The organism is Brevibacillus sp. LEMMJ03 (genome assembly GCF_007197875.1).
Taxonomy (GTDB): Bacteria; Bacillota; Bacilli; order Brevibacillales; family Brevibacillaceae; genus Brevibacillus; species Brevibacillus thermoruber.
The window spans coordinates 108200-133315 of record NZ_VKJN01000002.1 but is presented as its reverse complement, the minus strand read 5'-3'; the positions used below and the strand labels follow the sequence as shown (position 1 = coordinate 133315).

Here is a 25116-nt window from a genome sequence, read left to right as displayed (position 1 = left end):
GGGACGTCAGGAATGGTCAGGTGATGATCCGCCTGCGCAGCGCTTCCGCCACGCCCTGGGCGCGGTTCTGCGCCTCCAGCTTGCGCAGCGCCGACTTGATGTAGTCCTGGATGGTAAACTCGCTGAGGCCGATTCGCTCCGCCATCTCCTTGATGCTTTCTCCCCAGGACATGCGCTGCAGCACTTCCACTTCCCGCTTTGACAGCCGGGGCGTGCCTGTCTCCCCGCTGTCGGCGGCCAGCGCCCTGCCGATCTGCTCGCCGTAGAGGGACAGCGAATCGAGCAGGCGGGTTCCGATGGACGCCGCGCCGCCGGTATCCCCGGGGATGTACACGTAGCCCAGAACGGCGGAACCGTGGAGGATGGGCACGATGAGAACGTGCGTCACGCTCCGGGCGTACGGGGCGGGGAGCTGGCGGATTTGTTCCGCATCGACGACCTGGGCTCGTTTTTCGCGAATGGCGGATAGGATCGGCGGCATGCTGCGGATATCCTGGCGCACGTCCTTGATGGAAAAGACCCCGCGTTCGCTGGCCGATAACATCCCTTCTCCGGTCCGGCGCAAAGCCGAGTAGTTGAACAGGGAGGCTCTCCGGAACGGAAACAGCTCGATGAACCCGCGCAGGGCCAGGACCAATTTTTCCTCGTGGGACGGCGCCGATTCAATCTGGCGGATATGCACGCTCATGGCGGGATGGTTCATGTCGCAATGCCTCCCTCCATTTTCGGGGTTTCCCCGGTTTTTTGGGGATATATCCGTGAGCCGACGCGTCCTATAATGCGGGTATAGCGTTTTCATTGTAGCAAACCGGCCATGAAGAGTAAAGATTTGGAAATTGGGATCATTCGACAGGTCGGAAAGAGGGGAGTGCGTGAGACGGACACGTTTTCCGCGGGAGGAGCAGACGGCCGATGCTGATGATGTTTTGTCGGGAGGGAATGTCATGAGGCGGGAAATGATTACCACCAGCCCCAGGGGGCTCAACCAGGAACTGCTGCCGTACCACCTGTATCAAAAGGCCAAACGGCTCGGCATCTGGAATCCGCAGGACATCGACTTGAGCCAGGATCGGGAAGACTGGAGCAGGCTGACGGCGGAACAGCAGGAGGAGGTGCTGCGGCGGATTTCCGGGTTTCTCGGCGGAGAGGAAGCGGTCACGCTGGACCTGCTTCCGCTGATCATGGCCATCGCCAGGGAAGGGCGGATCGAAGAGGAGCTGTTCCTCACGACGTTTCTCTTCGAAGAAGCGAAGCACACGGAATTTTTCCGCATGGTGCTGGATGGGATCGGGGTGACGGGAGATCTCTCGCAGTACCACGGCGAAGCCTACCGCAAGGTGTTTTACGAGATTCTACCGGAGGCGATGGAACGGCTGGTGACCGATCAGTCGCCGGAAGCGGTCGCGGAAGCCTCAACCGTCTACAACATGTTCGTCGAAGGCGTGCTGGCGGAGACGGGGTACTTCGCCTTCTACGAGACACTGGACAAGGCAGGCATCATGCCGGGACTGATGCAGGGGATCGGCTGCCTGAAAACGGACGAGTCGCGCCATATCAGTTACGGGACGTTCCTGCTGCAGCGGCTGATTTGCGATGACCCGCGCCTGTTTGATGTCGTCGTCAACAAGATGAACGAACTGGCTCCGCTCGTGGGGCAGATATTCCAGGGGGAGAAAAAATGGGAGCGGTCGCCGCTCGGCGCGCGCCTTGAGGACCTGATGAACTTCGCGCACAAGCAGTTCAACGTCCGGATCGAAATCCTGGCCAGGGCAAAAGGGCAGACCCTGGACGAACTGTACAAGAATGCAAAGACGGCGGTTGACGTCTGACGGCCGGCGGGGAAAAAGCCCTGCACATGCGGAGCCTGCACAGGGCTCCTTTTTGCGGTTTCATCAGACGGCGGTGCCCGGAAGACGGGAGGGGAGAGGCAGCAGCGGGCTCTTGTGAAGGCGTTTTCACAAGCCCCCTTTACAGATTTTTCATGGCGCATGTAAAGTAAAAAGTAGTCCGAGAATTTTCTGAATAGTTTTGATGTTGTCGTCCTGCCGCTTCTGCTCCGCATCGATGGCGGAATCGGCCCCGTGCCGCGGCTCGTCTTCCTCTATCTGTTCCGGCGAAACGGTTCATGAGAGACCGGCAGCAGAGCGTCTCTGTCTTCTTGTCGAGGAAAAAAGGAGGGGTAAGCAGTGGAACACGTCCACCAGTGGATGGATAACCTGCCGTTTCCTGCTGTTGTCACGGATGCGGCCGGCATCATCGAGAGCTGTAATCTTCTGTTTGCCGAGATGTTCGGCGGCGCTTCCATGGGAGTTCCGCTTCCATCGCTGTTTCAGTCGTGGGACGAACAGGACGGCGGGGTTCACGTGGCGAAGGCGGACGGCCGCACCTATCTGCTGCTCTGTGGCGACCTGAAGCGGGAGGCGAATGATCACCGCATGTACATCGTCACGGAAAGCGGCTGCGTGCACCGCCTTCAGGAGAAGGTCAGCGACCTGGAGCAGGAACTGGACGCGTTGATGGAAATCTCCAACGACGTGATTTTCATCACGGACCGGGACGGCGTGACGCTGAAGGTAAACTCGGCGATTCAGCACTTCACCGGATTCCCCAGGCAGTGCTACATCAGCCATAACGTGAGAGATCTGGTGGAGCGCGGGCTGCTCAGAACGTCGATTACGCTAAAAGTGCTCGAACAGAAAAAGACGATCAACTACATCTATTCCTCCAGCTACTTTACCGATCACAAGCGCTTTGCCATCGGCGTGCCGATCTTCGACGAAGCCGGGGACATCAAGAAAGTGATCACCAACGTGCGCGACCTGACAGAGCTGAACCACTTCTACAACAAGTTGAAGGAGGCGCAGCAGTTAAACGATCAGTACCGGAAAGAACTGGAGAAACTGAAGACCAGGCGGGTGGACCCGGACATCGTGTTGGCGAGCAAATGCATGGTGGACATTTACGACATGGCGGAGCGAATCGCCGATGTGGACGCCACCGTGCTGATTCTGGGGGAGACCGGCGTGGGCAAGGACGTGTTGGCCCGCTACCTGTACCGCGCCAGCAGCCGCAGCGAAAAGGGAGAGTTTATCAAAATCAACTGCGGCGCCATTCCCCACGATTTGCTCGAGTCCGAGCTGTTCGGATACGAGCCGGGGGCGTTTACCGGAGCCAGCCGGGCGGGCAAGCCGGGTTTGTTCGAACTTGCCGATCAAGGCGTGCTGTTTCTCGACGAGGTGGGGGAACTGCCGCTGTCCCTGCAGGTGAAGCTGCTGCGCGTGCTGCAGGAAAAGCAGATTCAGCGGATCGGCTCCACCCGGCCGAAAAACGTGGACGTCCGGCTGATCGCCGCCACCAATAGGGATTTGAAGCAGATGGTGAAGAAAGGGGAGTTTCGCGAGGACCTGTACTACCGGCTGAACGTACTCCCGATCTCCATCCCGCCGCTACGCGAGCGAAAAGAAGACATCCTGCCGCTGGTCGCCTCCGTGCTTGGCAAGCTCAACAAGCAGTACAAGATGGCCAAGTCGTTTGACCGCAGCGTCGAATGGTTCTTTTCCCGATACCCGTGGCCCGGTAACGTGCGGGAGCTGACCAATCTGATCGAACGGTTGATCCTGACCGTTCCGTCCAGCGTGATCACCGTCGAGGACCTGCCGCCCGAGTACAGGGAACAGGAAAGGCAGAGCCCTGCAACCTCCGCATTCACCCGGGTGATGACGCTGAAAGAGGCGGCGGAGATCGCCGAGCGGGAAATTCTCGCAATCGCCGTGCAAAAGTTCCACAGCACCTACAAGATCGCGGAGGAGTTGGGCACCAGCCAGGCCACGATTGTGCGAAAACTGAAAAAGTACAACCTGTGAGCAAGCCGTCGGCGTCATTCATTCGTGAATCGTCCGCAGTGACGGCTCGCCGCCTATGCCGCGAAGAACAGCCCCGTATCCGGGGCTTTTTTTCTGGCCGATTTGCCCTGCACGGGGATCGCTGCGGTGCGGCGTTCCCCCCACTTGGAGCGGGCCCCATTTTCCGGAGAGCGGATCGGTTCAAGAGGCGCTGATACAGGAATGAATCGGTTCATGCAAAAAAACATCACCGCTTCCCCGACAAGGCCTGACCGGTGACGATCGCTTCCCCACGAAAGCGGGTGGCGCTGATTGGTACAAAACATGCAAGAAAGAGGGGCGAAGCTGCATCCGGCCAATCACATGGCGAGGGAAAGGAGAGAAACATGCCAATGAACATCCTGGTTTTGATGAAACAGACGTTTGACACGGAGGAGCGAATCGTCATTCGCGACGGCGCCGTCAGCGAGGACGGGGTGGAATTTATCATCAACCCGTACGACGAGTACGCCATCGAGGAAGCGGTCAGGCTGAAGGAAGCCCTGGGAGCGGAGGTGACGGTGATCACGGTGGGGCCGCAGCGGGCGGAAAACGCGCTCAGAACCGCCCTGGCGATGGGGGCGGATCAGGCGGTGCTGATCGAACTGACCGACAGCGCCTGGGATGAAGCCGGCGTAGCCAAGGCGCTGGTCGCGGCCGTGAAGGAGCGGCCGTACGACCTGATCCTGGGCGGCAACATGGCGGTGGACTCGGGAGCCGGACAAGTGGCGATCCGGGTGGCGGAGGAGCTGGGCATCCCCCATATCTCCACGGTCACCAGGCTGACGCTGGATGGCCGCCGCGTGACCGCAGAGCGGGACGTGGAGGGAGACGCGGCTGTCGTCGAGGCGGAGCTGCCGGTTCTGGTTACGGCTCAGCAGGGATTGAACGAGCCGCGCTATCCCTCCCTGCCCGGCATCATGAAGGCGAAAAAGAAACCGCTGGAGCGGCTCAATCCGGACGATCTGGGGCTTTCTGCGGAAGATGTGCGGCCGCGCACCACGGTGCTGGAGCAGTATCTGCCGGCCAAGAAGCAGGCGGGAAAAGTGCTGACCGGAGAGATTGGCGAACAGGTGAGCCAGTTGGTCCACATGCTGCGCACCGAAGCCAACGTCATTTGATCAGGAGGGGGAAACAGGCATGAGCAAAAAGGTACTGGTTCTGGCGGAAGTAAAAGACGGAAAATTGCGCCAAGTATCCCGGGAGGCGCTGTCAGTCGCCCGGCGGTTGGCCGCCGGCGGAGAGGTCGCCGCCGCCCTGTTCGGTCCCGGGAACGGCGCGCACGCCGAAGAGCTGGCGGGGTACGGAGCGCAGAAGCTGTACCTGGCGGAGGCGGAAGCGCTCGCGGTCTACACGCCGGACGCGTACGCGCAGGCGCTGACCCAGCTCGTCCGGGAAGTGCAGCCGGACGTCATCTTAACCGGGCACACCGCGATGGGCAGGGATTTGGCCCCCCGCGTGGCGGCTAGGCTGCAGCTCGGGCTGATCACCGACTGCACCGCCGTGGAAACGAGCGGGGAGACGATTTTGTTTACCCGCCCGATCTACGCCGGGAAAGCGTTCCAAAAGAAAGGCTTTCTCGAAGGGCCTGTCTTCGCCACGCTGCGCCCCAACAACTTCGCGCCGGAGGAACAGCGGACCGTGCTGGACGTGGTCCCATTCCGCCCCGAGATCAAGGATGTGCGCACCATCGTCCGGGAAGTGGTGCGCAAGACGGCGAGTGGCGTCGATTTAAGCGAGGCGAAAATCATCGTCTCCGGGGGAAGGGGAGTGAAGAGCGCGGACGGATTCCAGCCGCTGAAGGAACTGGCCGAGGTATTGGGCGGCGCCGTGGGAGCGTCGCGCGGCGCATGCGACGCCGGCTACTGCGAATACGCGCTGCAGATCGGACAGACGGGCAAGGTGGTCACTCCCGATCTCTACATTGCCTGCGGCATATCCGGAGCGATCCAGCACCTGGCCGGCATGTCCAACTCGAAAGTGATCGTCGCCATCAACAAGGACCCCGAAGCGCCGATTTTTCAAGTGGCGGACTACGGCATCGTCGGTGACCTGTTTGAGGTGGTGCCGCTTCTGACGGAAGCGTTCAGGAAGGTACTGGTCGCGAAGTAAGCGGACAAAGGAGAGAACCCATGAACTACGAACGGATCGGGCCGATTGACGTCATCTTCGGGGAAAGAGAGAGCCGCGCTCCATTCTCGACCGTGCTGCTGCTGCGCGACGGCGGAGACGCGGTCCTGATCGACTGCGGCGCCGGCCATCCGGCCTTTTCCAGCGTGAGCCGGGAGTACCGCGTCCGGGAGATATTCCTGACGCATTACCACCTGGACCACATCTGGGGAGTATACCTCTTTCCGCAGGCGCACAAGTGGATCAACCCCTACGACTACCGCAAGCTGACCAGTTGGCACGAGCTGGCCAAAGCGAGCGGCGTCTACGCTGCAGAGGGGGAGAGGGGAGGCGCGGCTTGGGTGGCTGCCCAGCAGGAAGCGGCAGAATCGCCGCCGCCGGAGCGTGACACCGCTCACGCGTGGGGACGCGTATTCGGCGCAGTCGACAGGGTCTATCCCTATCAGCAGGAACTGATGCTGGCCGGCATCAGGGCGGTCATGCTGCACGCCCCCGGCCACTGCGAAGGGTACTGCTGCCCCTACTTTCCCGATCACGGCGTGCTGCATGTCGGAGACTTTGACCTGACGTCGTTCGGGCCATGGTACTGCAACGCCGACAGCGACATCGACCACTTCATCCAATCGGCCCGGATGACGCTGGAGGTCGACGCCGATTATTACGTCACCTCCCATCAAAAGGGCGTCGTCACCCGAATCGAGTACCGGGAGCGGCTGGAGCGCTATCTCGAAGTAATTGACCGGCGGGACGAGAAGCTGAGACAGGCAGTGAAACGGGGCTGTCCTCCGCAGGAGCTGCTCCGGCAGGAGGTGTTTTACTACGCGAAAAACCTCGCCGCCAATCCCGGCCTGCTGCGCTACCAGGCGATCGGCATCGCCAAGCACCTTACGCGGATGGTCAGACGGGGAGAGCCCTGGGGGGATTACGTGGAACACTTTTTCGCGGCGGCCGGACTCGACCGGCGCTATCTCGACGTCTTCAGCGTTCCGCAGGCGGCGGATCAGATCGGTGCGGACGCGCTTCGCTCGCATGAATCGGAGGGCAATACAAAAATGAATCAATGATACAAAAACAACTCAACGCGGCGCCGGCAGATGCCCGGTCAGGCAAATCGCGAGCGCATCGCCGCGCCACTGCACAAGACCGGCTGACCCTGACGCAAGGGCGCTCCCGGCACCTGGTATGCAACTTGCTACAGGAAGGAGACGTCACCGGCGACGACATTCAGACGGGGGAAGAAACCGAAACAGAGAGGAGGGGGCCGGCGATTGCGAAGATCATTCCGATCAACATGAAGACCCATTACGCGGAGGGCGACGTAAACGCCTACCTGCTCCTGGGCAGCCCCGTGACGCTGGTGGACACGGGCATCCATACGGAGGCGTCCGTGCAGCAGCTGCGCGGCGGGCTGGCCGCGGTCGGCCTGACGTTTCAGGACGTGGAGCAGATTGTGGTGACGCACATGCATCTTGACCACTGCGGCGGCGTGATGGCGATTCAGGAGGAGGCGGAGGTGCCCGTCTTCGTGCACAAACGGGCCCAGGTGCTGCTCGACGGCGGACGGCAAGAGCACGAGCGGACGGAGGCGTTCCTGCGGGAATTCATCGTGCGGTGCGGAGCGGGCGGCGTTGTGGACCGCAGCCGGCCGTATCGGGAAGCGGCGTGGAAGCACGTGCGCTATCTGGCGGACGGGGACACGCTGCTCGCGGGGGGCGAATGGTATCACGTGCTGTACGTCCCGGGCCACAGCCAGACGGATATGTGCCTGTGGAATCCCGAGACAGGGGATGCCTTCGTCGGGGATTTCCCTGGCTGAAGGGAGGAGCCGTCTTTCTCGGCCTGTCGGAGGTGCAGGGACACCTCGACCTGCTGCTCGAGCGATCGCAGGCAGAGGCCGCCGAGGATGACGGGGTCGTGCTGTACTCGGCTGTCTAGCCGCAGGCATTACACTTTGCAAAAAACAGGAGGGAGTGCGTATGAGTCGTTTGCAAGACAAGGTAGCCATCGTCACCGGCGCCGGCCGGGGCATTGGCGCCGCGACGGCATTGCGTTTGGCAAAGGATGGCGCCAAAGTGGGCGTGTTTGATCTCAAGGAAGAATGGTGCCGGGAGACGGTTCAGGCGATTGAAGCAGCCGGCGGGCAGGCCGTCGGGATCGGCTGCGACGTGGCGGACGCCGAACAGGTGGAGCAGGCGGTGGCCCAAGTGGCCGACAGGTTCGGCCGGCTGGACATTCTCGTCAACAACGCCGGGGTGCTCCGCGACAACCTGCTGTTCAAGATGACCGAGGACGACTGGGACACGGTGATGAACGTCCACCTCAAGGGCAGCTTCCTCTGCAGCCGGGCCGCCCAGAGGTACATGGTGCAGCAGCGCTACGGCAAAATCGTCAATACCAGCAGCACCTCCGCGCTGGGCAACCGCGGCCAGGCCAACTACTCGGCGGCGAAGGCGGGACTGCAGGGCTTCACCAAGACGCTGGCGATCGAGCTGGGCCCGTTTAACATCAACGTCAACGCCGTCGCACCCGGCTTCATCGTCACCGACATGACCAAACAGACGGCGGAGCGGATCGGCGTCGACTTTGAGGAGAACCAGCAGCGGGCCGCCGAGCGGATACCGCTGCGACGAGTGGGACAGCCGGAGGACATCGCCAACGTGGTGGCCTTTTTGGTCAGCGACGACGCGAGCTACGTCTCCGGCCAGGTCATCTACGTGAACGGCGGCAGCCGCTAACGCGTCATCCTGTTTTCCAGGCGATTACCAATCGAGGGGGAATTACGATGGACTTTACCTTGACCGACGAGCAAAAGATGGTGCAGCGGACGGTCCGCGAGTTTGTCCAGAAGGAGATCATGCCGCTGGAGCAGCAGGTGCTGCGCAACGAGCGGGAAGGGCGTCCGGGCATCACCCGCGAGGAGATTCGCGCCCTGCAGTTGAAGGCCAAGGAGTTGGGCTTCTGGGGGATCAACACGCCGGAAGAGTACGGCGGCGCCAACCTGGGCCCGATCATGACCGCCCTGATCACGATGGAGCTGGGCCGGACGTTCGTCCCGTTCACCTTCGGCGGCTCGGCCGACAACATCCTCTACTACTGCAACGAAGAGCAGAAGCAGCGCTACCTGATTCCCGTGATCAACGGCGAACGCCGCTCCTGCTTTGCCCTGACGGAGCCGGGGGCCGGTTCCGACGCGCGCAACATCAAGATGTCGGCGGTGAAGGACGGGGACCACTGGGTGCTCAACGGCGAAAAGGTGTTCATCACCAACGGCAACGAAGCCGACTTCGCCATGGTCTTTGCGGTGACGGACAAGGAAAAAGGGGCGGACGGCGGGGTCACCTGCTTCCTCGTCGACCGGGACATGGGCTGGCGCTCGGAGTACATCCACACGATGGGCGAGTGGGGACCGGCTTCGCTGATCTTCGAAAACGTCCGGGTGCCCGAGGAGAACATCCTGGGCGAACCGGGCAAAGGCTTCGCCCTCGGGATGAAGTGGATCGGCCAGGGGCGGTGGATGATCCCCGCGCGGGCGATCGGCGCGGCGGAGCGGCTGCTGCAGATGGGCATCGACTACGCCAAGACGCGCGTCACGTTCGGAGAGCCGATCGCCGAGCGGCAGGCGATCCAGTGGATGATCGCCGACTCCGCCGTGGAGATCGAAGCAGCCAAGTGGATCGTCCTGCGCGCCGCCTGGATGGCGGAAAAAGGCCTGGATGCCCGCCACCAGTCCTCGATGGCAAAGCTGTTCGGGGCCAACATGGGCAACCGCGTCGTCGACCGCGTGCTGCAGATTCACGGCGGCATGGGCTACACCAAGGAGCTGCCGATTGAGCGCTGGTACCGCGAAGCGAGACTCTGGCGCATTTACGAAGGGACGGACGAGATCCAGCGCCGCACGATCGCCCGCAACCTGCTGAAAGGATACGTGAAGGTGGGCGAGCTGCTGGGCTGAGCCGCCGCAGGCAAAACGGCGAAAGGAGGAAGCAGGATGCTGATTGATCCATCTGTAGTCGGCAGCACCAGTGAACCGCAGCTCGTCGAGGTGGAAAAAGGGGCGATTCGGGCGTTCGCCCGGGCGATTGGCGACGACAACCCGCTGTACAGCGACGAGGCCTTTGCCAGAGAGCAGGGCTACGCCAGCCTGGTGGCGCCGCCGACGTTTCCGACCACGTTTCGCATCCCCAACCCGAACATCAGGCTGGAGCTGAGCCGGGTGCTGCACGGGGAGCAGGAGTACGCCTACGAGCGGCCAATCGTCGCCGGCGACGTGCTGCGCTGCGTAAACCGGGTGGTCGACGTCTACGAACGGACAGGTAAGTTGGGGAAGATGACGTTTCTCGTCACCGAGGTGCGGGGGGAAGACCTGGAGGGCAATCCCGTGTTTCGCGGACGGAGCACGATCATTCTGCGCTGAGGAGGTAGCGTGTCATGCACTCTCTTGATTGGACGCAGGTGGAAGTGGGGCAGGAGCTGGCGCCGCTCGTCAAACCGGCGGTGGAAAAGGTGCAGTTGGTCAAGTACGCCGGCGCGTCCGGGGATTTCAACCTGATTCACACCGACGATGAAACCGCGCGAAACGTGGGACTGCCGGGCGTCATCGCCCACGGCATGCTGAGCATGGGGTTTCTCGGCCAGCTCGCCGGCCAACTGGTCGGGACGAAGGGATTCGTCAGCCGGCTGAACGTGCGTTTTGCCGGGATGGTGCGTCCGGGTGACGTCCTGACCTGCCGGGCGACGGTCACGGCCAAGGACGAAGCGAAGCGCACCGTCGAGCTGGCGATTGCCGCCGAAACGGAGCCGGGGAAGGTCGTCACACACGGCGAGGCGACGTTGACATACTACTAGACCTCGTCCGGCTGCCGGTCGAATCGCCGTTGCGAGCGACGGTGCAACGTTTCGGAAACGGCGGCGGCCGGACGCTGAGACGGAAGGTGGGATTCGGCCGTGTCGATGACCATCCTGTTTTTGCTGGCAACCATGTTCATCGCCAACATCGGTTTCGGTGTCATCCTGCCGACCCTGCCGTTTCTCTCCCGGCACATCGGCGCCTCGACGGTGGAGATGGGGCTTGCCCTCTCCGTGTTTGCCGTCGCCCAACTGCTCTCCAGTACACTCTGGGGGGCGGTCAGCGACAGTGTCGGCAGGCGGCCGGTGCTGATCACGGGCATCGTCGGCTACGGCGTCTCTTCCGCCCTGTTGGGCTTTGCGCCCAATGTGGCGGTGCTCCTGGTATTGCGCTTTCTCGCCGGACTGTTTGCCTCGGCGGTGATGCCCTCGTCGCTGGCGTTGGCGTCCGACTGGACGGCGCCGCACGATCGGGCCCGGATTCTCGGCTACATGGGATCGATGAACGGCATCGGCTTTGTTTTTGGACCGCCGATCGGCTCGTTTCTCAGCCTGATCGGCCTGCAGGTGCCGTTTTTCTGCGTCGGTCTCCTGGCGATCCTCAACGGTCTGTTGGCGTTTCGGCTGCTGCCGCGCGAACAGCGCCCGGCCGCGGTCGTCAGCGACCGGTCCCGACGGCCGGACCTGTCCCTGTTGGGCGGGTTTTGGCCGGGGGCGAAGAGGGGACGGATGCGGATTGCGCCGTTTCTTGTCGGCTCGTTCGTTTTTTCGCTGGCCGACGCCAGCATTACCGCGACGCTGGCCTACTACCTGATCGGCCGCCTGCACTCCGACGAGATCATGGCGGGGTGGGCGTTCATGGTAAACGGCTGTATGGGGGCTCTTGCCCAGGGGATGATGTTTTCCAACGTGTACAGGCGGTTCGGGGAGGCGGTCACCATCCTGCTGGGATTTTCCTTTGGGGTGCTTGGCTACTTGACGCTGGGCTTTGCCCAGTGGCTCGCCTGGGCGTTCGCGGCGATCGCGCTGCTCGCCCTCTGCCGAGGCTTTGCCTACCCGGCGATGACGACCGCGATCTCCATCCGGACGCCGCGAGAGTCGCAGGGCAGCAGTTTCGGCGCGCAAAGTGCCTGCAACAGCCTGGGACGCGTGATCGGTCCGCTCCTCGCCGGCTGGCTGTTTGCACGGCAGGAACAGAGCCCGTACTTCGTTTCGTCCGGCCTGATGCTGGCGACAATCGGGCTGTACCTGTTGTGGGCACAGCGGACGCGAAAGCAGACGATCGGTGAAAGCCGGGCCGATTCAGTACACGACACGTTGTAGAAGGGAGGAGGTATCCCGTGAATACAGAGCGAGCAGCGGCCATCGTAGGCGTCGCCGAATCCGACCTCGGCGAGACGCCCGGCAAAAACGTCCTCCAGCTGCAGGCGCAAGCGGCCAAGGCTGCGCTGGACGACGCCGGTTTTACCAAAGATGACGTGGATGCCTTGTTTACCGCCGGAAACTGGGCGTGGGCGACCAACCTGATGCTCGGGGAGTACCTGGGCATCCGGCCCGCGTATACCGACGGAACCAATATCGGCGGCTCCTCGTTTGAGCTGCACATCGGCCATGCGGTCGCCGGGATCAAAGCGGGACTGTTTGACGTGGCACTGATCACCTACGGCAGCACCCAGCGCTCGGACCGCTCGCGCAACCGGCCGATGCCAATCGTCCCGCTGACCGAGCAGTACGAACGTCCCTACGGGCTGCCCGCGCCGGTCGGCGCCTATGCGCTGGCGGCGATGCGGCACATGCACCTGTACGGGACCACCTCGGAGCAGTTGGCGGAGATCGCCGTCGCCACGCGCAAATGGGCGATGCTGAACGAAAAGGCGTTCATGCGCGAACCGATTGAGATTGCCGACGTGCTGGCGTCGCGCTGGATCGCCGAACCGCTTCATCTGCTCGACTGCTGTCTCGTCACCGACGGCGGCGGCGCGGTCGTCGTCGCTTCCCGGCGGGCGGCGGCCCGCGCCAAAAAACGTCCGGTCTGGATCCTCGGCCACGGCGAGACGCATACGCACAACACGATTGCCAACATGCCGGATCTGACCATGACCGGGGCACGCGAATCGGGGTGGCGGGCGTTTGAGATGGCCGGCGTGACGCACGACGAAATTGACGTGGCGGAGATTTACGACTCGTTTACGATCACCGTGCTGCTGACGCTGGAAGCGCTCGGGTTTTGCAAGCCGGGCGAAGGCGGAGCGTTTGTCAGCGGACAGCGGACGGCGCCGGGCGGCCCGTTCCCGATGAACACAAACGGCGGCGGGCTCTCCTACTGCCATCCGGGGATGTACGGGATCTTCCTGCTGATCGAGGCGGCGAGGCAGCTTCGCGGCGAGTGCGGGGAGCGGCAGGTGCCCGATGCCAGGCTGGCCCTCGTCCACGGTACGGGGGGCGTGCTCTCTTCCGCTGCTACCTTGATACTGGGGAGGGATTGACGTGGCAGGGCAAATACCGAAACCGCAGATCGACAGCGATTCCCGCCCGTTTTGGGAAGCCGCGCAAAGGGGGGAGCTGTTGATTCAGCGCTGCGAGGCGTGCAGCCAGGCGATCTTTTACCCGCGCGCCATCTGTCCGCACTGTTTCTCCGAACGCGTCTCCTGGATTACGGCTTCCGGACGGGGACGGATTTACAGCTATACGGTCGTGCACCGGGCATTTGGCCCGTTTGCGGAAGAGACGCCGTTTGTCGTCGCCATCGTCGAATTGGAGGAAGGGGTCAGGATGATGACCCGCATCAAGGGGGACCGTGGGCAGGTCGCCATCGACAAACCGGTTGCCGTCTGCTTCGAACGGGTGGACGAGGACCTGACGCTGCCCTACTTTACGCTGATCTAGCGCGATGGAGACGGCCGTTTGGAAAACAGTCCCTTTCGGAGGTGACGGCATTGAAAGCAAAGCCATTCGTGACGCCGGAGCGATTGCGGAGGTTTTTTCATCCGCAAAACGTCGCCCTCGTCGGTGCGACCGACAAGTCCCGCTGGTCCGTGTTTACGTTTGCCAATCTGAAAAGCATGAACTTCCCCGGCGAGATCTACTGCGTGAACCCCAACCGTGACGTCGTGCACGGACAAAAGGCGTACCGCTCGCTGCTGGAGATCGAAGAACCAATCGACCTGGCCTATGTCATGGTCTCCACCAGCCAGATCATGCAGGTGATGGATGAAGCGGCGAAAAAACAGATCCGCAACCTGGTGCTCTTGACCTCCGGCTTCAGCGAAATCGGCAGGGAAGGAAGCGAGCGGGAACGGGAGCTGGTCGCGTTCGCCGAAGCGCACGACCAGGTGATTCTCGGTCCCAACGGCAACGGCTTCATCAACGTGACGGCGCAGCTGACGCCGTACGGCCTGCCGATCACGCCGCCCGTAAAGGCCGGGCCGGTCGGGGTGGTGCTGCAGAGCGGCGCCCTCGCCAGCTCCATCCTGACGCTGGCGCAGGTACGCAACGTCGGCTTGAGTTTTCTCGTGTCGATGGGGAACGAGACGATGATCTCGGCGACCGATGTGATCGACTACCTGATCGAAGACGAGTCCACCCGGGTGATTGCGCTGTTCCTGGAGTCGATCCGCCAGCCCGGCGAGTTTGCCCGCGTGGCCCGCAAAGCGCTGGAGCGGGGCAAGCCGATCGTCGCGCTGAAGATCGGCCGGAGCGAGGAAAGCGCCCGCACGGCGATGGCCCACACGGGGGCGCTGGTGGGAGACGATGCCGTCAACGACGCCGTCTTCCGGCAGCTCGGCGTGATCCGCGTGGACTCGCTGGAGGATCTGCTCACGACGGCCGGACTGCTCGGCTGCACCCCGCCGCTTGCCGGCCGCCGCATGGGAGTCGTCACTCCGTCTGGCGGAGCCTGTGACATCCTCTCCGACCGGGCCCAGGACGAGGGGATCGAGCTGCCGCCGTTTGCGCCGGAGACGACAGCCGAACTGAAGCAGATCGTGCCCCCCTTTTCCACCGTGCACAACCCGCTAGACGTGACCGGCTACGTTGTCGTCGACAGAACGCTGCTGCTCCGCGCCCTGTCGACGGTGGCCAACGATCCCGGCCTCGACTTCATCGTCTGTCTGACGGAGCCGCCGCGGGTAAAGCCGGACGACCCGCAGCCGATGTATGAACAGTTTGACAACCTGGCGCGGATCGTCCGGGAGTCGAGACGGCCGATCGTGCTGTTTACCAACACCGCCATCGACATCACCCCGTTCGGCCAGGAAGTGATCGACCGCTTCGGCCTGCACTTTGTCGGCGGGATGGAGCACGGGATGACGGCGCTGGGGAAAGCCCTGTGGTGGCATGAAAAACGGGCGCGTGCCCAGACGGAGCTGCCGCCCGCCGAGCCCCGGGAAGGCGCACGGGGAGACACAGGCGTCGGCGAGTGGTCGGAATACCGGGCGCGCTTGTTTCTCCAGGAGCATGGGGTGCCGGTGGTCCCCGGCCTGCTGGCCACGAGCGCGGGAGAGGCGGCTGCCGCTGCGCGCGAGCTGGGACTGCCCGTCGCGCTGAAAGTGCAGTCTTCCGACATCGCCCATAAAAGCGACATCGGCGGTGTCGTGCTCAACCTGCGCTCGGAACGGGAAGTGGAGGAAGCGTATCAGACGATCCTGAACAACGTTCGGCAGCGCTCTCCGGCAAGCCGGGTGGAAGGGGTCCTGGTCAGCCCGATGCGCGCCGCCGGCACCGAGCTGCTGGTCGGGATCGTCAAGGATCCGCTCTGGGGCCTCGTGCTCGCCGTCGGATTGGGGGGCGTCTTCGTCGAGGTGTTGAAGGATACCAGCCTGCGCGTGCTGCCGGTGGACCGCGCCGAGATCAAGCGGATGCTGGAGGAACTGCGCGGCGCCGCCCTGCTGAAAGGGGCACGCGGCCGTGCGCCGGCCGATCTCGATCAGGTGGCGGAGGCCATTTACCGCGTCACCCGGGTGGCGCTGAGCGTCTCCGATCAGCTTCAGGCATTGGAGATCAACCCGCTCTGGGTGCGGGGAACCCAGGTGGAAGCGCTGGATGCGCTGATCAAATGGAACGAGTCCAGCGCGGCCGTATCCAAGCCGTAAAGAACCAAGGCGTTCAGGTATTCTTGGGGAGGCTTGCGGGCACTGAACGCCTTTCTTTTTTCGCATCCGTTCAGAAAATTCAGTCTAATTCGCCCTGTGCACCTGTCGCAATCCACGGATGCCTCGCTTGTCAAAGAGTGTAAACCGATTAGGAGGCGATTGCCATGGCAAAACTGTCGGGATTGCTGTCCCGGGAACTGACGGTGTATCCAACCGGCGGGCGGCGGGTATGGCTGCTGTTTATCGCGATTCTGGCCAATTTCATCGCGTCGTATGAAGCCCAAATCGCGCCGGTTCTCCCCCTGTTGTTGAACGATCTGAACATGAGTCTGCACCAGTACGGCATCGTATCCGCCCTGTCCGTCCTCTCCGCCGCCATCTCCGCCCTGCTGTTCGCTCCGCTTGCCGACCGCTACGGTCGGGTCAAATTTCTCGTGCCCAGCCTCTTTTTGACCGCGGTGTGCGTCTACGCGATGGTCCTGGTGGAAACGCTGTCCCACCTGCTGATCCTGCGCGTCGTCCTCTCCTTTGTTGACGGCGTGGCGATCGGGACCACCGCCGGACTGGTGCGCGACTTTTCGCCGCGGATGGGCAGGGCGCTGGCTTTCGGATTTTGGACGTTCGGTCCGGTGGGCTCCAACTTCTTCGCCAACGCGATGGCCGGCTGGACGCTTCCGATCTTCCACGCCTGGCAGTCGCAGTTCATCATCAGCGGGACAATCGCGCTCGTTTCGGCCATTGTCATCCTGTTCAACATCGTCGATCTGTCCCCAGAGCTTCGCTCCCGCATCGTCCACAGCGCCGGGGAGACGGGTGAACGGGAGGCTGCATGGGAGAAGCCGGAGAATGCGGCCATTTCCCCGAAAATGCGGGAGATTCTCCAATTTCCGCACATCTGGGCACTCTGCATCGGCATTACGCTGTTTTTGCTCACCTACATGACGATTGCCAGTTTCGGCACCAAACTGCTCGTCGACGTCTTCCACTACGATGCCCATCAGGCGGCCGCGATCGCCAAGTACTTCTGGCTGTTCAACCTGGTTACGCTGCTTGTGGCCGGCTGGATTTCCGACCGCCTGCAGCTGCGCAAGATCGTGTCGCTGACGGGAACCGTGCTGTTCGCCCTCTACATGGTCTTTTTCATCTCCCTGTTCGGCACGGAGGTACCGGAAGGGCAGATGATCATCTACACCTCGCTGCTCGGCGGACTGATCGGGATCGCCTATGGTCCGTGGTGCGCCCTGTTCTCGGAAAACGCCGAGGATGTGAAAGCATCGCTGCAGTCGTCGGCCTGGGGGCTGTTCGGCTTCTTCAGCCGCATCGTCAGCCTCACGGTCTACTTCGTCGCGCCGCTGGTTGTTGCCGCTTCCCATTGGGGCACCTGGCTGTGGATTGCGGTCGGCGTCGGGGTGCTCGTCTACATCCCCTGCCTGTTTACCGGCAAGGGGCCGTGGCTCCGCAAAAAGGAAGGAGGCGTTGCGCACACGCCGCTTGCGTGACCCGGCTTTGACCGGCCAGAGGGAGAACCGCGTACAGGAAAACGAGAGGAGGAATCGGTAGAATGAACCAACCGGTCATTGTGGCTGCCGTCCGCACCCCGATCGGAAAAATCCGCGGGGCGCTGAAAGATTTGCACCCGGCAGTCTTGGGAGGCATCGTGATCAGGGAGGCGCTCACACGCTCCCGCCTGATGGGTGAGGAGGTGGACGACGTCATCTTCGGCAACTGTCTCGGCGGAGGAGGGAACATGGCCCGGCAGGCGCTGCTGGAAGCGGGGCTGCCGCTTGCTGCCACCGGGATAACCGTGGATCGGCAGTGCGGCTCCGGCATCAACGCGGTCGCGCTGGCCGCCAGCCTGATCCGGGCCGGCGAGGGACGCGTCTACGTCGCCGGCGGCACGGAAAGCATGACGCGCTCGCCGTATCTCCTGGAGGTTTCGGAGAGAGGGCCGCAGGTTGTGCGACGAAAGCTGTCCCCCGACCACATCGGCGATCCGCCGATGGGCATCACCGCGGAAAACCTCGTCGCCCGCTACGGAATCAGCCGCGAGGAGCAGGACGCCTTTGCCCTGCGCAGCCAGCGGAACATGCAGCGGGCCGTGCAAGAAGGGCGCTTTGTCGAACAGATCGTCCCGGTCACCGTGCCGATGAAAAAAGGGGAGCCGCTTTTGGTCGATCGAGACGAGCATCCGCGGCCGGATACGACCTTGGAAGCGCTGGCCAAGCTGGCGCCGGCGTTCAAGCAGGGCGGATCGGTGACGGCGGGCAACTCCTCCGGCATGAACGACGGAGCCGGCGCTCTCGTGCTGATGGCGGAAGAGGAGGCGGAGCGCAGGGGATTGGAACCGCTGGCCCGGGTGACCGGATGGGCCGTCGCCGGTGTCGATCCCAACATCATGGGCATCGGCCCCGTCCCGGCCACGCAAACCCTGTTGACGCGTATGGGGCTGCGTCTGGACGACGTCGACCTGATCGAGATCAACGAGGCGTTTGCCGCGCAGGTGCTGGCCTGCGACCGCGAGCTGCGCTTCGACATGGACAAAGTGAACGTAAACGGCGGGGCAATCGCCCACGGTCATCCGATCGCGGCCACCGGGGCGATGCTGGTAACCAAGCTGGCGTATGAGCTGAAACGGAGCGGCGCCAAGCGCGGCCTCGTCACCGCCTGCATCGGCGGCGGACAGGGGATCGCGCTGATGATCGAACGGTAAAGGCAAAAAACGGCGGGCATGGGCCTGACGTTCCGATAGCTGAGGACGACCTCCGTCTCCAGATGGAAAGAAAAACCAACTTTTGTCCGTGTCGCTCTCACGGCCCGATGAGCTACCATAAGACCGTACGAGAGATCACACGGATAGGAGAGAAGGTTTCGTGAAAAAACACGCATGGATGATGTGGAGTGTTGTCGCCGTGGTCGGTTCCGCCTTGATTGCGCCTGGTGCGTTTGCCAAGGAGAAGGATGACAACGAGGGTGTCTATGTGACGCCGCCGTCGATGTTTTTCGGCTCGGTTCCGTCGCTGGCGCAGCAGCAGACGCAGCAGCACCCGCAGCAGCAGACCCCGGAACAAGCACAGCAGCAGGCACAAGGGGGGCAGCAGCAGGCCGAACAGCGGCCGCTGGTCAACTTCTTCGCCCCTTGGGAAAACCCAGACTCCGACAAGTAACCGACGAGCGCCGTCCGGATCGTTTCCGGCGGCGCTTTCCGCTTTCCCGCTGGCTTCTGCGCTTCTTTGCGGGGACGAATCTCCACTTGCCGCGACGGCTCATATGATGGTGGGGTAAAGCCTATGCCTAGCAAGAAGGGAGAATCGCTGCATGAACCATCGCCGCAGGATAACGGATGACGAGCTGAACCTGACGGCCTGCCGGTTGGAGAACGGGCGGCCCGAGGACGCTCTCGCGTGGGCGGTCGAACAGTTTGGAGGCCGCGTGGCGCTGGCTTCCAGCTTCGGCGTGGAGGACGTGGTGCTGATCGACATGCTGCACAAGCTGGCGCCCGCCACCCCCGTGTTTTATCTCGATACCGGCCTTCACTTTCCGGAAACCTACGCCGTCCGCGACCGTCTCCGGGAGCGGTACGGGATCGAGTTTATCCGCGTGCTGCCGAAGCTGACGCTGGCCGAACAGGCGGAACAATACGGCGACAATCTGTGGGAGAGGGAGCCCAACCTCTGCTGCGGACTGCGCAAGGTGGAGCCGCTGGGCGGATTTCTTGCCGGTTATGACGCCTGGATCACCGGGATTCGCCGGGAACAGGCGCCGACGCGGGCCCGCGCGAAAAAGGCGGAATGGGACGAAAAGTTTCAGTTGGTCAAGGTAAATCCCCTCGCCGATTGGAGCCGCGAGCAGGTCTGGCAGTACATCCGCGAGTACGGCGTGCCGTACAACCCGCTGCACGACCGGAATTATCCCAGCATCGGCTGCCGCGTCTGCACGCGGCCCGTCCGCCCGGGAGAGGACCCGCGTGCCGGCCGCTGGTCGGGCTTTGACAAGACGGAGTGCGGTTTGCACAAATGAATGCCAAGGGAGGAATGACCATGACCCATACGATCCTGCCGCACGGGGGCACGCTGGTCAACCGGCTTGCGGAGAATGACGGTCCGGCAGGCGGCGAGCGGCTACGAAGCGTCACGGTCGATCGCTGGACCTTGTCTGATCTTGATTGTTTGGGGATCGGGGCGTTTTCTCCGCTCACCGGTTTTCTCGGAGAGCGCGATTACAACGCTGTAGTGGAGACGATGCGGCTGGCCGACGGGACGGTTTGGCCGCTGCCGGTTACGCTTGCCGTGGACGAGACGGAATACGCGGATGTCCGGGAGGGAGAGCGCCTGCTCTTGCGCGGAGAAGACGGGAAGGCGTATGCCGTGCTCACCGTGGAAAGCCGGTACCGGCCCGACAAACGGCGGGAGGCGGTGCGCGTCTTTGGCACCGAAGACCCATCCCATCCCGGCGTGAACAAGCTCTTTGCAAAGCCCGCCCTCTATCTGGGCGGCCCCATCGAGCTCCTGCAGCGGCCGATCCCCCAGCGGTTTGCCGCCTATTACTGCACGCCGGCCGAGACGAGGGCCGCGTTCAAGGAAAAGGGATGGAAGACGGTCGTCGGTTTTCAGACGCGCAACCCGGTGCACCGGGCGCATGAGTACATTCAGAAAACGGCGCTGGAAATCGTGGACGGGTTGTTCCTCAACCCGCTGATGGGGGAAACGAAGGCGGATGACGTGCCGGCCGCCGTGCGCATGGAGAGCTATCTGGTGCTGCTCCGCCATTACTATCCCCCGGAGCGCGTCTTCCTCGCCGCCTTTCCCGCCGCGATGCGCTACGCCGGTCCGCGGGAAGCGGTGTTCCACGCGCTTGTGCGCAAAAATTACGGCTGCACCCATTTCATCGTCGGCCGCGATCACGCCGGTGTGGGCAGCTTTTACGGAACCTACGACGCCCAGCACATTTTCTCCGCGTTTTCGCCGGGCGAGCTGGGCATCCAGCCGCTCTTTTTCGAGCACAGCTTTTACTGCACGGCCTGTCAGGGGATGGCCACGGCCAAGACCTGTCCGCACGGGACGGAACGGCACGTGGCGCTGTCCGGGACCAACGTGCGGCAGATGCTGAAAAGCGGGCAGACGCCGCCGCCCGAGATTACCCGGCCCGAGGTGGCCCAAGTGCTGATCGCCGGGCTGGCCGAAGCGGGCCGCGCCGAATCGTGAGGGCGCGGGGGCAGCTCAATCATCGAGGAAGCGGGTCCGGGGATTCCCCCGGGCTTTTTTTGCTGATCCCGCAATCGCTCCCGTACAGCCGGTCGGCAAAGCGGAGACAAGGAACGGGCAGCGTGTATCCGCTTACACGAAAAAACCGCGCCGCTGCGCTGTTTTTGACTGAACATTCGTTCGGACAAAAGTCTGGCAAAATGTTTTTTATTTCGTTGACACCCCTTGGGCACGTGGCTATAATCAGACATAACACTTTATTTTCTGATAACTTCAAAATTGGCAATATTGGCATAAACACAGGCTGTGACGAGGAAGGTGCCCGCCTCTTCTTTTACAGAGAGCCCAGGGAGCTGAGAATGGGTAAAGAATGCGACCGCACTGCTCGCCTCCGAGCCGTCTTGCTGAACGTCGCTCCTCCGCGAGGATCAGTAGGCAGGGCCGTTTGACACCCGTTAGCGTGTTGCAGTCGATGAATGTGACTGGCTGAGATCGGCCGACCGTGAGGCGCCGATGAAGTTGGGTGGTACCGCGAACCCTTTCGCCCCAAGCAGACATGGAACCAAAACCGTGTCGGGGCGAAAGGGTTTTTCTATTAGCCAATAGGTTTTTTCAATATGGGCAGAGACATGGGAGGAGGAGAGAAAATGAGTGTTCAAATCGCCGAATTGCAGGGGAAAAGCGGCATGCCGCCGGTCCGGTTCGGTGAGGAGGTGACGGGGGCGGAGACGCTTCTGCGCTGTCTCATCCTGGAGCAGGTGGAGTACATCTTTGGCTATCCGGGCGGTGCGGTGCTGCCGATTTACGACTCCCTGTACGACAGCTACTTCAAGCACATCCTGACCCGTCACGAGCAGGGCGCGATTCACGCGGCCGACGGGTATGCGCGGGCGACCGGAAAGCCGGGCGTCGTCATCGCTACCTCGGGCCCGGGCGCGACCAACCTGGTGACCGGCATCGCCACCGCCCAGATGGATTCCGTGCCGCTGGTCTGTATCACCGGCAACGTGCCCCAGCACCTGATCGGCACCGATGCCTTCCAGGAGGCCAACATCACGGGGATCACGATTCCGATCACCAAGCACAGCTACTTCGTTCGCGACGTCCGCGACCTGCCGCGCATCGTCAAGGAGGCGTTCTACATTGCCACGACGGGGCGGCCGGGACCGGTCCTGATCGACATCCCCAAGGATGTGAGCAACGCCAGGGCGCCGTTCACCTATCCGGAAACGGTGGAGATTCGCGGCTACCGCGCGTCCCTGGTGCCGAGCGATGAAGACGTGCACGCGTTCGTCGCGGCGATCCGGGAAGCGAAGCGCCCGGTCATTCTGGCCGGCGGCGGGATCATCTCGGCGGGAGCCGACCGGGAACTGCTCGCCTTCGCGGAAAAGACGCGGATCCCGGTGATCAACACCTTCATGGGACTGGGCGGCTTCCCGGGCGTCCACGAATTGGCGCTCGGCATGCCGGGCATGCACGGCAGCTACACCGCCAACCAGGCGCTGCTCAACGCCGACTGTGTGATCGGCCTCGGCGCACGCTTCGACGACCGGATCACGATGGGGCGCACCAAGGAGTTTGCCCCCAAGGCACGGATCGTCCACGTCGACATCGACCCGGCGGAATTGGGCAAAAACGTGGCCACGGCCGTCATGGTGGCAGGCGACGTGAAGAGCACGCTGCAAAAGGCGCTGCCGCTCGTCACCGCGTGCGACTCGGAAGCGTGGATCGCCCAGTTGAAACAGTGGCAGGAGCAGCATCCGTACCGCTACAAACACGACGATCAGGTGCTGAAGCCGCAGGCGGTCATCGAGCTCTTGTACCGTTCCACCAACGGGGAAGCGATCGTCACCACCGACGTCGGCCAGCACCAGATGTGGGTGGCGCAGTACTACAAGTTCAAGCACGCCCGCTCGCTCATCTCCTCCGGCGGCCTCGGCACGATGGGATTCGGCTTCCCGGCGGCGATCGGGGCGCAAATCGCCCATCCGGACCGCACCGTCATCGCGGTGGTGGGGGACGGCGGCTTCCAGATGACCAACCAGGAACTGGCGATTCTCGCCCAGTACAACACGCCGGTCAAGGTGGCGATCATCAACAACCAGTGCCTCGGCATGGTGCGCCAGTGGCAGGAACTGTTCTACGACAACCGCTACAGCCAGATCGACCTGACCTGCAGCCCCGACTTCGTCAAGCTGGCGGAAGCGTACGGCGTCAAAGGGCTGCGAGCTTCCACGCCGCAGGAGGCGGAAGCCGTCTGGGCGGAAGCGCTCCGGCATGACGGTCCGGTGGTCGTGGACTTCCGGGTGGCCCAGGAGGAAAACGTCTACCCGATGGTGGCGGCGGGCAGCACATTAGATCAAATGGTATTGGGGGACGAATAGATGCAGCGACATACGATTGCGGTACTCGTCAACGACTACCCCGGCGTGTTGACGCGCGTCGCCAATCTGTTTGGTCAGCGCGGCTTCAACATCGACAGCATCACGGTGGGCGCCAGCGAAGAGCCGGGCCTCTCCCGGATGATCATCACCACCGGGGGCGACGAACAGAAGATCGACCAGTTGATGAAGCAGTTGTCCAAACTGATCGACGTGATCTCCGTGACCAACCTGAGCGAGAATCCGTTCGTGTCGCGGGAGCTGGCGCTGATCAAGGTGAGCGCCACGCCGAGCCAGCTTGCGGAACTGAACGGCATCGTCGAACCGTTCCGGGCGGCGATCGTCGACGTCGGCCCCACCTCGCTGATCGTGCAGGTGACCGGCGATACGGAGAAAATCGATGCCCTGCTGGTGCTCCTGCAGAGCTACGGCGTCCTCGAACTGACGCGAACCGGCACGCTCGCGATGGCGCGCAGCGTGGTACCGTCGCCGGTGACCGTGTAAGCGGCAGCGGTCAAATTCAGAATAGTGATTCCATCTAAACATTTTTAAGGAGGCTATACACATGGTGAACATGTACTACGAAGCAGACGTAAACAAAGAGGCACTGCGAGGCAAGACCATCGCCATCATCGGCTACGGCAGCCAAGGGCACGCGCAGGCGCAGAACCTGCGCGACAGCGGCCATCAGGTGATCGTCGGCCTGCGTCCGGGCAAATCCTGGGACCAGGCGGTAAAGGACGGCTTCCAAGTGGTAACCGTGGCCGAAGCGGCCAGCCGCGCCGACGTGGTGCAAATCCTCATGCCGGATGAACGCCAGGCCCAGGTGTACCGCGACGAGATCGCGCCCAACCTGAAAGCGGGGGCTACGCTCTGCTTCTCCCACGGCTTCAACATCCACTTCGGCCAGATCGTGCCGCCGGCCGACGTCGACGTGATCATGGTGGCGCCGAAGAGCCCGGGTCACCTCGTGCGCCGTGTCTTCCAGGAAGGCTTTGGCGTGCCGGGCCTGATCGCAGTCCACCAGGATGCGTCCGGCCAGGCGAAAGAGACGGCGCTGGCCTACGCGAGCGGCATCGGCTGCACCAAGGCGGGCGTCATCGAAACGACCTTCCGCGAAGAGACTGAAACCGACCTGTTCGGGGAACAGGCCGTTCTCTGCGGCGGCGTCAGCGAACTGGTGAAAGCGGGCTTCGACACCCTGGTGGAAGCGGGCTACAAGCCGGAGATCGCCTACTTCGAATGTCTGCACGAGCTGAAGCTGATCGTCGACCTGATGTACGAAGGCGGCCTCGCCCGCATGCGCTACTCCATCAGCGACACCGCGGAATACGGCGACTACAGCACCGGACGCCGCATTATCACGGAAGAGACGCGCAAGGAAATGAAAAAAGTGCTCGCCGAAATCCAGGACGGCACCTTTGCCCGCAACTGGATCCTGGAGAACCAGGCAAACCGTCCGGCCTTCAACGCACGCCGCCGCCTGGAAGCGGAACACGGCATCGAACAGGTGGGCGCGAAGCTGCGCAGCATGATGTCCTGGCTGAACAACGAGACAAAAAAAGAAGAAGCGAAGGTCGGTCAGTAA

At 62.7% G+C, this 25116-nt stretch carries 23 protein-coding genes; 22 read left to right on the top strand and 1 reads right to left on the bottom strand.

What is annotated here, in order from left to right; all coding sequences use genetic code 11:
* Positions 1-16: 16 nt before the first annotated feature.
* Positions 17-703 (bottom strand): helix-turn-helix transcriptional regulator, encoded by a 687-nt coding sequence (locus FOI68_RS03220; RefSeq protein ID WP_143862310.1) that lies wholly within the window; start codon positions 701-703, stop codon positions 17-19.
* A gap of 241 nt (positions 704-944) precedes the next feature.
* Between FOI68_RS03220 and FOI68_RS03215 the strand changes: the two genes are divergently transcribed.
* The 22 genes from FOI68_RS03215 (at position 945) to ilvC (ending at position 25116) form a co-directional block, all read left to right on the top strand.
* Positions 945-1829: a R2-like ligand-binding oxidase gene (locus FOI68_RS03215; RefSeq protein WP_143862309.1), complete on the top strand. Its 885-nt coding sequence runs from the start codon at positions 945-947 to the stop codon at positions 1827-1829.
* A 357-nt stretch (positions 1830-2186) separates the two neighbouring features.
* Positions 2187-3863, top strand: coding sequence for a sigma-54 interaction domain-containing protein (locus FOI68_RS03210; RefSeq protein ID WP_255433349.1), 1677 nt, complete (start codon positions 2187-2189; stop codon positions 3861-3863).
* A 371-nt stretch (positions 3864-4234) separates the two neighbouring features.
* Positions 4235-5002, top strand: coding sequence for an electron transfer flavoprotein subunit beta/FixA family protein (locus tag FOI68_RS03205; protein WP_143862308.1), 768 nt, complete (start codon positions 4235-4237; stop codon positions 5000-5002).
* A gap of 19 nt (positions 5003-5021) precedes the next feature.
* Positions 5022-5993, top strand: coding sequence for an electron transfer flavoprotein subunit alpha/FixB family protein (locus FOI68_RS03200; protein ID WP_143862307.1), 972 nt, complete (start codon positions 5022-5024; stop codon positions 5991-5993).
* Positions 5994-6013: 20 nt separating this feature from the next.
* Positions 6014-7075 (top strand): MBL fold metallo-hydrolase, encoded by a 1062-nt coding sequence (locus FOI68_RS03195; protein ID WP_143862306.1) that lies wholly within the window; start codon positions 6014-6016, stop codon positions 7073-7075.
* Positions 7072-7827: an MBL fold metallo-hydrolase gene (locus tag FOI68_RS03190; RefSeq protein ID WP_143862305.1), complete on the top strand. Its 756-nt coding sequence runs from the start codon at positions 7072-7074 to the stop codon at positions 7825-7827. Before FOI68_RS03195 ends, FOI68_RS03190 begins: the two co-directional genes overlap by 4 nt.
* 160 nt (positions 7828-7987) lie before the next feature.
* Positions 7988-8746 (top strand): beta-ketoacyl-ACP reductase, encoded by a 759-nt coding sequence (locus tag FOI68_RS03185; RefSeq protein ID WP_035300526.1) that lies wholly within the window; start codon positions 7988-7990, stop codon positions 8744-8746.
* Positions 8747-8793: 47 nt separating this feature from the next.
* Complete coding sequence (locus tag FOI68_RS03180) at positions 8794-9963, top strand: acyl-CoA dehydrogenase family protein (protein ID WP_035300524.1); 1170 nt, start codon at positions 8794-8796, stop codon at positions 9961-9963.
* Positions 9964-9999: 36 nt separating this feature from the next.
* On the top strand, positions 10000-10425 hold the full coding sequence (locus tag FOI68_RS03175) for a MaoC family dehydratase N-terminal domain-containing protein (RefSeq protein WP_185973857.1): 426 nt from the start codon (positions 10000-10002) through the stop codon (positions 10423-10425).
* A gap of 14 nt (positions 10426-10439) precedes the next feature.
* Positions 10440-10856, top strand: coding sequence for a MaoC/PaaZ C-terminal domain-containing protein (locus tag FOI68_RS03170; protein ID WP_035300523.1), 417 nt, complete (start codon positions 10440-10442; stop codon positions 10854-10856).
* Between the two features lie 105 nt (positions 10857-10961).
* Positions 10962-12179, top strand: a complete 1218-nt coding sequence (locus FOI68_RS03165) for an MFS transporter (protein WP_255433365.1) — start codon at positions 10962-10964, stop codon at positions 12177-12179.
* A 17-nt stretch (positions 12180-12196) separates the two neighbouring features.
* A complete protein-coding gene (locus FOI68_RS03160) occupies positions 12197-13342 on the top strand; it encodes an acetyl-CoA acetyltransferase (protein WP_143862303.1) in 1146 nt (381 codons plus the stop codon).
* Between the two features lies 1 nt (position 13343).
* Positions 13344-13742, top strand: coding sequence for a Zn-ribbon domain-containing OB-fold protein (locus FOI68_RS03155; protein WP_044898379.1), 399 nt, complete (start codon positions 13344-13346; stop codon positions 13740-13742).
* Between the two features lie 50 nt (positions 13743-13792).
* Entirely contained in the window at positions 13793-15946 is a 2154-nt protein-coding gene (locus FOI68_RS03150) for an acetate--CoA ligase family protein (protein ID WP_143862302.1), read from the top strand.
* A 164-nt stretch (positions 15947-16110) separates the two neighbouring features.
* The gene (locus tag FOI68_RS03145; RefSeq protein WP_143862301.1) at positions 16111-17445 is read left to right on the top strand and encodes an MFS transporter; all 1335 of its coding nucleotides are present in this window, start codon (positions 16111-16113) and stop codon (positions 17443-17445) included.
* Between the two features lie 62 nt (positions 17446-17507).
* On the top strand, positions 17508-18656 hold the full coding sequence (locus FOI68_RS03140) for a thiolase family protein (RefSeq protein WP_143862300.1): 1149 nt from the start codon (positions 17508-17510) through the stop codon (positions 18654-18656).
* A gap of 160 nt (positions 18657-18816) precedes the next feature.
* Positions 18817-19110: a hypothetical protein gene (locus tag FOI68_RS03135; protein WP_143862299.1), complete on the top strand. Its 294-nt coding sequence runs from the start codon at positions 18817-18819 to the stop codon at positions 19108-19110.
* Between the two features lie 151 nt (positions 19111-19261).
* Entirely contained in the window at positions 19262-19963 is a 702-nt protein-coding gene (locus tag FOI68_RS03130; protein WP_143862298.1) for a phosphoadenylyl-sulfate reductase, read from the top strand.
* A gap of 20 nt (positions 19964-19983) precedes the next feature.
* The gene (sat, locus tag FOI68_RS03125; RefSeq protein ID WP_143862297.1) at positions 19984-21147 is read left to right on the top strand and encodes a sulfate adenylyltransferase; all 1164 of its coding nucleotides are present in this window, start codon (positions 19984-19986) and stop codon (positions 21145-21147) included.
* A 647-nt stretch (positions 21148-21794) separates the two neighbouring features.
* On the top strand, positions 21795-23531 hold the full coding sequence (ilvB, locus tag FOI68_RS03120) for a biosynthetic-type acetolactate synthase large subunit (protein WP_143862296.1): 1737 nt from the start codon (positions 21795-21797) through the stop codon (positions 23529-23531).
* Positions 23532-24032 carry an acetolactate synthase small subunit gene (gene ilvN / locus FOI68_RS03115; RefSeq protein WP_029097650.1) on the top strand — a complete coding sequence of 167 codons (501 nt, stop codon included), beginning with the start codon at positions 23532-23534 and terminating at the stop codon, positions 24030-24032.
* Positions 24033-24093: 61 nt separating this feature from the next.
* Positions 24094-25116: a ketol-acid reductoisomerase gene (gene ilvC / locus FOI68_RS03110; protein WP_029097649.1), complete on the top strand. Its 1023-nt coding sequence runs from the start codon at positions 24094-24096 to the stop codon at positions 25114-25116.

Bases quoted from the DNA above. Each gene is read 5' to 3' on its own strand.
- ilvB (WP_143862296.1), top strand. From the start codon at position 21,795: ATGAGTGTTCAAATCGCCGAATTGCAGGGGAAAAGCGGCATGCCGCCG.
- FOI68_RS03180 (WP_035300524.1), top strand. From the start codon at position 8,794: ATGGACTTTACCTTGACCGACGAGCAAAAGATGGTGCAGCGGACGGTC.
- ilvN (WP_029097650.1), top strand. From the start codon at position 23,532: ATGCAGCGACATACGATTGCGGTACTCGTCAACGACTACCCCGGCGTG.
- FOI68_RS03145 (WP_143862301.1), top strand. From the start codon at position 16,111: ATGGCAAAACTGTCGGGATTGCTGTCCCGGGAACTGACGGTGTATCCA.
- sat (WP_143862297.1), top strand. From the start codon at position 19,984: ATGACCCATACGATCCTGCCGCACGGGGGCACGCTGGTCAACCGGCTT.
- FOI68_RS03170 (WP_035300523.1), top strand. From the start codon at position 10,440: ATGCACTCTCTTGATTGGACGCAGGTGGAAGTGGGGCAGGAGCTGGCG.
- FOI68_RS03205 (WP_143862308.1), top strand. From the start codon at position 4,235: ATGAACATCCTGGTTTTGATGAAACAGACGTTTGACACGGAGGAGCGA.
- FOI68_RS03130 (WP_143862298.1), top strand. From the start codon at position 19,262: ATGAACCATCGCCGCAGGATAACGGATGACGAGCTGAACCTGACGGCC.
- FOI68_RS03220 (WP_143862310.1), bottom strand. From the start codon at position 703: ATGAACCATCCCGCCATGAGCGTGCATATCCGCCAGATTGAATCGGCG.
- FOI68_RS03165 (WP_255433365.1), top strand. From the start codon at position 10,962: ATGACCATCCTGTTTTTGCTGGCAACCATGTTCATCGCCAACATCGGT.
- FOI68_RS03175 (WP_185973857.1), top strand. From the start codon at position 10,000: ATGCTGATTGATCCATCTGTAGTCGGCAGCACCAGTGAACCGCAGCTC.
- FOI68_RS03140 (WP_143862300.1), top strand. From the start codon at position 17,508: ATGAACCAACCGGTCATTGTGGCTGCCGTCCGCACCCCGATCGGAAAA.
- FOI68_RS03185 (WP_035300526.1), top strand. From the start codon at position 7,988: ATGAGTCGTTTGCAAGACAAGGTAGCCATCGTCACCGGCGCCGGCCGG.
- FOI68_RS03215 (WP_143862309.1), top strand. From the start codon at position 945: ATGAGGCGGGAAATGATTACCACCAGCCCCAGGGGGCTCAACCAGGAA.
- FOI68_RS03200 (WP_143862307.1), top strand. From the start codon at position 5,022: ATGAGCAAAAAGGTACTGGTTCTGGCGGAAGTAAAAGACGGAAAATTG.
- ilvC (WP_029097649.1), top strand. From the start codon at position 24,094: ATGGTGAACATGTACTACGAAGCAGACGTAAACAAAGAGGCACTGCGA.
- FOI68_RS03195 (WP_143862306.1), top strand. From the start codon at position 6,014: ATGAACTACGAACGGATCGGGCCGATTGACGTCATCTTCGGGGAAAGA.
- FOI68_RS03190 (WP_143862305.1), top strand. From the start codon at position 7,072: ATGATACAAAAACAACTCAACGCGGCGCCGGCAGATGCCCGGTCAGGC.